The sequence below is a fragment of the Plasticicumulans sp. genome, assembly GCF_035331805.1.
Lineage (GTDB): Bacteria > Pseudomonadota > Gammaproteobacteria > Competibacterales > Competibacteraceae > Plasticicumulans.
The window spans coordinates 1-4765 of the sequence record NZ_DAOLKE010000277.1 but is presented as its reverse complement, the minus strand read 5'-3'; the positions used below and the strand labels follow the sequence as shown (position 1 = coordinate 4765).

8 protein-coding genes and 1 riboswitch are annotated in these 4765 nt (G+C 72.6%); of the genes, 2 read left to right on the top strand and 6 right to left on the bottom strand.

The genetic code is table 11. The features are described 5' to 3' along the window. The coding region (locus tag PKE44_RS15180; protein WP_324552687.1) for a glutathione S-transferase N-terminal domain-containing protein at window positions 1-257 on the bottom strand (257 nt) is incomplete at its 3' end. Window positions 258-459: 202 nt separating this feature from the next. Next, a complete protein-coding gene (locus tag PKE44_RS15175; protein WP_324552684.1) occupies window positions 460-1062 on the bottom strand; it encodes a TMEM165/GDT1 family protein in 603 nt (200 codons plus the stop codon). 112 nt (window positions 1063-1174) lie between these two features. Continuing rightward, a riboswitch (yybP-ykoY riboswitch) is annotated at window positions 1175-1282 on the bottom strand. 110 nt (window positions 1283-1392) lie between these two features. On the opposite strand from PKE44_RS15175, the gene PKE44_RS15170 reads away from it, so the two are divergent. Further along, a complete protein-coding gene (locus PKE44_RS15170) occupies window positions 1393-1569 on the top strand; it encodes an oxidoreductase-like domain-containing protein (RefSeq protein ID WP_324552681.1) in 177 nt (58 codons plus the stop codon). 10 nt (window positions 1570-1579) lie between these two features. Here PKE44_RS15170 and PKE44_RS15165 read toward each other — a convergent pair whose 3' ends face one another. Together PKE44_RS15165 and PKE44_RS15160 are read right to left on the bottom strand one after the other, a co-directional pair. Further along, a complete protein-coding gene (locus PKE44_RS15165; RefSeq protein WP_324552678.1) occupies window positions 1580-2125 on the bottom strand; it encodes a rhodanese family protein in 546 nt (181 codons plus the stop codon). Between the two features lie 26 nt (window positions 2126-2151). After that, entirely contained in the window at window positions 2152-2466 is a 315-nt protein-coding gene (locus tag PKE44_RS15160) for a metalloregulator ArsR/SmtB family transcription factor (protein WP_324552675.1), read from the bottom strand. Between the two features lie 298 nt (window positions 2467-2764). On the opposite strand from PKE44_RS15160, the gene PKE44_RS15155 reads away from it, so the two are divergent. Then, complete coding sequence (locus PKE44_RS15155; RefSeq protein WP_324552673.1) at window positions 2765-2959, top strand: DUF2892 domain-containing protein; 195 nt, start codon at window positions 2765-2767, stop codon at window positions 2957-2959. Window positions 2960-3033: 74 nt separating this feature from the next. Here PKE44_RS15155 and PKE44_RS15150 read toward each other — a convergent pair whose 3' ends face one another. Both PKE44_RS15150 and PKE44_RS15145 read right to left on the bottom strand, forming a co-directional pair. Then, the gene (locus PKE44_RS15150; RefSeq protein WP_324552671.1) at window positions 3034-3297 is read right to left on the bottom strand and encodes a hypothetical protein; all 264 of its coding nucleotides are present in this window, start codon (window positions 3295-3297) and stop codon (window positions 3034-3036) included. Between the two features lie 166 nt (window positions 3298-3463). Then, window positions 3464-4765 (bottom strand): efflux transporter outer membrane subunit (locus PKE44_RS15145; RefSeq protein ID WP_324552669.1); only part of this gene is annotated, 1302 nt, incomplete at its 5' end.

Here is a 4765-nt window from a genome sequence, read left to right as displayed (position 1 = left end):
GCCGGCAGCAGCCGCCCGCCCCCGGCGAGCGCATCGAGGTATTCGACGATGACCGGACTGTCGTAGAGCACCGTGCCGCTGCCGTCATCGAGCACGAGCGCCGGGATGCGCCCGAGCGGATTGTCGTGAGCGATGTCGCTCGCCGGATCCCAGGGGTTGGTCGGCACGCGCGTGATGCGCTCGGCGAGCCCCAGTTCGAGGGCGGCGACCGAGATCTTGCGGACGAAGGGCGACGTGGGCGAATAGCGCAGGCGCATGGGCAGGCTCCGGAAGCGGCGGACGGAAGGCACGGTCCGCGTCGGGGCCGTGCCGGGCGCCGCGAAGTCTGGACGGCGCAGCCCGCGCCTGCTGCATCGCTGGCATGCACGCACCGGCAGGCGGCCGGTGCGCGCGGCGGACGATGCGGGTCGCGCTTGCGATGCCGGCGGGAGGCCGCGCCGTTCCCGCCGGCGATGCCCGTCAGCCCGGCGTGTGCCCGAACCAGCCGGACGGATCGAGGTTCACGTCGAACAGCGCCGCCAGCCCGAGCAGCGCGAAGGTCGCGGCGGCGACGTAGCGCACCCAGCCGAGCGCGAAGGCCGCGCGCCCGAGCCGGTGGCCGAGCAGCACGGCCGGCACGTTCGCGAGCATCATGCCGATCGTCGTGCCGGCGACCACCCACGCGAGCGCATCGAAGCGCGCCGCGAGCGCGACGGTCGCGATCTGGGTCTTGTCGCCGATCTCGGCCAGGAAGAAGGCCACCGTCGTGGCGATGAAGGCGCCGTGGGCGCTGGCCGGCACCGGCTCGTCCTCGTCCATGCGGTCCGGGATCAGCGCCCAGACCGCGACCGCGAGGAAGGAAATCCCCAGCGCCCGGCGCAGCAGCTGCGGCCCGAACAGGCTCGCGACCGCCGCCCCGAGCGCGCCGGCGGCGAAGTGATTGGCGATGGTGGCGACGAGGATGCCGAGCACGATCGGCCACGGCCGCCGGAAGCGGGCGGCGAGGATCAGCGCGAGCAGCTGGGTCTTGTCGCCGATCTCGGCGATGGCGACCACGAAGGTCGAGACGAGGAAGGCTTCCATGGGAGCGCGGATACGCGGGGTCGGGCGAAGACGCGTGCCGATGGCCCGGCGCCGCCCGCCCGACCCGGACTTGCGGCACCGATGCCAAAGGTCTCGTCAGCCCCGGGCCGGAAGCTCCGGTCCGGACTGCGCGCGCCATGCCGCCGTGCAGCGGCAAGTCTGTTGACGCGCGCCCCTCGCGTGCAGGCAGGGCGACTACTCCCCGATGGGAGCGCACAGGCTAGCCGTGTCTGCTGCAGCGCGTCAATCAGCCGGCGGTGCGCCGGACGCCCGCATCGCATGCAGCCGCAGCGGCGATAATTGCCCTCTCCCCGTGCGTGGAAGCCCGTGATGTCCGACCACCCTGCCCTGCCACCGCGTCCGCCGCGCCCGCATCCGCTCGAATGCTGCGGACGCGGCTGCCGGCCCTGCGTGTTCGACTACTGGCGACGCGCCGTCGCCGACTGGGAGGCCGAGTGCCGGCGACGCGGCATCGATCCGCCGCCCGCGGCGCACGACGCCGGATGACCCCCCGGCTTCAGACGGCGCGCGGCGCGGACGGCGGATCGATGCGGTTCCACGGCAGCTGCGCGAGCAGCCGCGCCATGCCGCAGAAGCCGGTGAGGCCGGCGAACACGAGGCCGGCACCGACGAAGCCGGCCAGCCCGAACCAGGCCGGGCCGAGCAGGAAGCCGAGCACGACGCCGAGCAGCACCAGACTGCCGGCGACGATCTGCACCTGACGCATCAGCGGCAGCGGCGCCGAGCGGTCCTCGATCACCGGCAGGCCGGCGCGCTTCCAGGCCTCCAGCCCGCCGTCGAGCATCGCCACCTCCCCGCTGATGCAGCCGAGGATGCGCGTGGCGTTCTCGGTGGTGCGCATGCCGCTCTGGCACATGAACACCGCGAGCCGCCCCGGCGTGCGATCGGGCAGCTCGCGGCCGAGCCGGCCGGCCGGCAGCAGCCGCGCGCCGTCGATGTGCTCGCGGGCGTACTCGGCCGGCTCGCGGATGTCGTACAGGTCGGCACGGCCCTCGGCGAGGCGCACCTGCAGGCTGCGGGCATCGAGGCGGGTCAGGCTCATGGGGCAGGTCTCCGTCAGTCAGTCGGTTACGGCTTGGGTCCGGGAGCCGGTCCCGCGCCGTCGCCGGCGCAGTACAGCTCGTAGAGCGTGCGGATGATGCGTTCGGCCGCCGGGCTCGCGATCGAGTACCAGATCGTCTGTGCCTCGCGCCGCGTGCGCACCAGCCCGTCCTTGCGCAGCAGCGCCAGATGCTGCGAGACCAGCGCGTCGCGGGCCTGCAGCAGATCGGCGAGCTGGCCGACGGCTTTCTCGCCATCGACGAGCTGGCAGAGGATCTTCAGGCGCACCGGACTGGCGAGGGCCTTCAGCAACTGCGCCGCGGCGTTCGCGGAGCGGTCCATCTCGTCAATGTTCATATTTGCGAATATACGAATACATGATTATGCTGTCAAACAGCGGAAACCCGATGCATGGCAAGGGAATGTCACCCGCCGCCGCGGTGTAGACGGGTCTGCCAGCCTAGCGGAACGTCTCGTGCGCCGATGCCGGGCATCGGTCGCGGGCAGGTCTTTCATACCCGTCCCGGCGGAACACACCGTCTTCCCGAGCCCCTCCCCCTGGGGGAAAGGGCTCGGGAAGAGCGGAAAACACAGAGCCGTCACGCCTACCCGGCATCCACCATCCCGGAGGACATTCGTCATGACCAAGAACGTCGGACAGATCGACAAGATCCTGCGCCTGCTCGTCGGCCTCGTGCTGATCGCCCTGACACTGAGCGGCCAGATCGGCGTCTGGGGCTGGATCGGCGTGCTGCCGATCGCCACCGCACTGATGAACTGGTGCCCGGCCTACACGCTGCTCGGCGTGCGCACCTGCCCGGTCGAGCCGAAGTAAGTCGCGCGCCCGCCGGCACAAACGAAAAGCCCCGCATCAGCGGGGCTTTTTTCATCCGGGCGGATCAGCGCGCTTCAGCCGGCATACAGCCCGAGCGCGACCACCAGACCGGCCATGCACAGCGCCAGCAGCAGCGCGACCTGAAAGCGCTGGCGACCGTGGCCGGCGCCGAGCCGGTTGCCGTCGACGATCTGACCCCGCTCGTCGCAGACCCACCATTCGGTGCCATGACCGAGGTCGAAACCGCGCAGCGTGTAGCCGGGCGGCAGATCGGCAGCGAGGCGGCGGGCGGTCCGGTCGGATTCGATCTTCGGGGAGCTTGCGGCAGTGGCGTTCATGGCATCCGTGCAACTCTGCGGTGAGGGGCTGCCGCACCCGCGCGGATGTGGCGCAACGATTCTGCTTGTGCGTCGCGGCAGAACCAAGGCCGGGAAGAGAAACATGACCAAGTCGTAACCCGGCACGACGCTCCTGACAGCAGGCGTCACAAGCTGGCGCTGCGCGTCAGCGGGTGTCGGCCCGCGTCAGCGCCGGCGAGGGATCACCCGCCTGCCAGCCACCGCCGAGCGCGCGGATCAGCGCGACGCTGGCCGCGAGCCGCCGGCCCTGCAGGTCGATCGCGCTGCTCTCGGCGGCCAGCGCCTGCGCCTGCACGACGACGACGCCGAGGTAGGCGAGGATGCCGGCGCGGTACTGGTTCATCGTCAGTTCCAGCGAGCGGCGCGCGGCGGTGACGGCCCGATCCTGCACCGCGGCCTCGGCTGCGAGGATGCGCAGCGTCGCCAGCGCGTCCTCGACCTCCTGGAAGCCGGTCAGCACCGTCTGGCGATAGCTCGCGACCGTGCCCTGCCAGCTCGCACCGGCCGCCTCGACCTGCGCGGCGCGGGCCCCGCCGTCGAACAGCGTCAGCGCCAGCTGCGGACCGAGCGCCCAGACCCGGGCCGGCGCCGAGATCCACTTCGCGAGGCTCGCCGCCTCGAAGCCGGCCGAGGCCGAGAAATTCAGGCTCGGGTAGTACGCGGCCTCGGCCACGCCGATGCCGGCGTTGGCCGCCGCGACCCGCCGTTCGGCCGCGGCGATGTCGGGCCGGCGTTCGAGCAGCGTCGATGGCAGGCCGGCCGGCAGTGCGGGCACCGGCGGCAGCGGACCCTCGCGCACGGCGATGCGCAGCGTCGCCGGCGGGCGGCCGGCGAGCACGGCGATCGCGTGTTCGAGCGTCGCGCGGCTGGCGTCGAGATCGAGCGCCTGCGCGCGCGTCGATTCGAGCTGGGTTTCGGCCTGCGCGACCTCGGCGCCGGAGGCGACGCCGGCGGCGTGGCGGTTGCGCGTCATGGCGAGCGCGCGCGCGTAGGCCTCGACGGTATCGGCGAGCAGCCGGCGCCGGGCATCGAGCGTGCGCAGCGCCAGCCAGTTCGTGACCAGCTCGGCGCGCACGCTCAGGCGCGCGGCCTCGAGATCGGCCGCGCTCGCCTCGGCCGTCGCCTGACCGGCCTCGGCACCACGGCGCAGCCGCCCCCACAGATCGATCTCCCAGGACAGCTCCAGCGGCAGCGAATACTGGCTGCTCGTGCGCCCGCCGGCCGTGCCGGTCGCACCCGCGGCGCTGCTGCGCGCGCGCGTGACGCCGGCACCGACCCCGGCCACCGGATACAGCGCGGCGCCGGCCTCGCGCGCCAGCGCCTGCGCCTGACGCAGGCTGGCCTCGGCGAGCGCGAGGTTCTGGTTCGAGACTTCGGCCTCGCGCACCAGCGCATCGAGCTGCGGGTCGCCGTAGATCGTCCACCAGTCGCCGCGCAGCCGCGCATC

Bases quoted from the DNA above. Each gene is read 5' to 3' on its own strand.
- PKE44_RS15175 (WP_324552684.1), bottom strand. From the start codon at position 1,062: ATGGAAGCCTTCCTCGTCTCGACCTTCGTGGTCGCCATCGCCGAGATC.
- PKE44_RS15170 (WP_324552681.1), top strand. From the start codon at position 1,393: ATGTCCGACCACCCTGCCCTGCCACCGCGTCCGCCGCGCCCGCATCCG.
- PKE44_RS15165 (WP_324552678.1), bottom strand. From the start codon at position 2,125: ATGAGCCTGACCCGCCTCGATGCCCGCAGCCTGCAGGTGCGCCTCGCC.
- PKE44_RS15160 (WP_324552675.1), bottom strand. From the start codon at position 2,466: ATGGACCGCTCCGCGAACGCCGCGGCGCAGTTGCTGAAGGCCCTCGCC.
- PKE44_RS15155 (WP_324552673.1), top strand. From the start codon at position 2,765: ATGACCAAGAACGTCGGACAGATCGACAAGATCCTGCGCCTGCTCGTC.
- PKE44_RS15150 (WP_324552671.1), bottom strand. From the start codon at position 3,297: ATGAACGCCACTGCCGCAAGCTCCCCGAAGATCGAATCCGACCGGACC.